The sequence below is a fragment of the Desulfotomaculum copahuensis genome (assembly GCF_001655685.1).
GTDB classification, from domain to species: domain Bacteria; phylum Bacillota; class Desulfotomaculia; order Desulfotomaculales; family Desulfovirgulaceae; genus Desulfotomaculum_G; species Desulfotomaculum_G copahuensis.
The window spans coordinates 1-750 of the sequence record NZ_LYVF01000125.1 but is presented as its reverse complement, the minus strand read 5'-3'; the positions used below and the strand labels follow the sequence as shown (position 1 = coordinate 750).

Sequence of the window (750 nt, the reverse complement as noted above, 5' to 3'; positions counted from 1 at the left end):
TTGCAGCCCTTTCTCAGCCCATAACATGAGCTCCCCCAAAAGATATAACGTTTTCTTTCCGGCGCTTCAGCCCCGCTTGCGGCTGTCCGGTCCAGTACTGGATTACGGTTCCATATTTTGATTTTAATACAGTAATTATCTTATGTCAATGGATGTGATCAAACTGCGGTGCCGTCAACCGGTCAACCGGCCGGCAGCCGCCGCCTGCGGCGCATAAAGTTTTCCGGGCGGAGCCGGGAGAAAGTCCATCTTACAAAGCATAGACCTCCCGCCCGCTTAAAATATGAATACCGGCTGCCTGCAGTGCGGCAACAGCCTCGTCCAGCTGCTCCACCCGGAAGACCACCAGGGCGGCTTTGGAAGCCTTCTGCAAGAAGGCGTAGAGATATTCGATATTGATCCCCGCCTCTTGCAGCACGGCCATGGCATTGGCCAGTCCGCCGGGTTCATCGGTCACTTCCACGGCAATCACATCGGTGGCGCTGACGGTAAAGCCGGCCTCCTTGAGCACCCGGTAGGCCAGATCCGGATCGCTGACAATCAGTCGCAGAATGCCGAAATCAGTAGTATCGGCAATAGACAGAGCCCGGATGTTGATCCCGTTGTCGCCCAGCACCCGGGTCACCTGGGCCAGGCGGCCCGATTTGTTTTCCAGAAAGATGGAAATCTGTTTCACCTTCATCAAAATTCCCCCTTTCACTTATATTTCCCGCCGGTCAATGATCCGTTTGGCCTTACCTTCGCTGCGCG

Annotated in this window: 1 protein-coding gene; it reads right to left on the bottom strand. The window is 55.2% G+C overall.

Annotated elements, in window-relative coordinates:
- Nucleotides 1–250: 250 nt before the first annotated feature.
- Nucleotides 251–682, bottom strand: a complete 432-nt coding sequence (locus A6M21_RS07890; protein ID WP_066667590.1) for an ACT domain-containing protein — start codon at nt 680–682, stop codon at nt 251–253.
- Nucleotides 683–750 lie beyond the last annotated feature (68 nt).

What these genes read in the sequence shown, in the direction of transcription:
- A6M21_RS07890 (WP_066667590.1), bottom strand. Translation starts at nt 682, where the DNA reads ATGAAGGTGAAACAGATTTCCATCTTTCTGGAAAACAAATCGGGCCGC.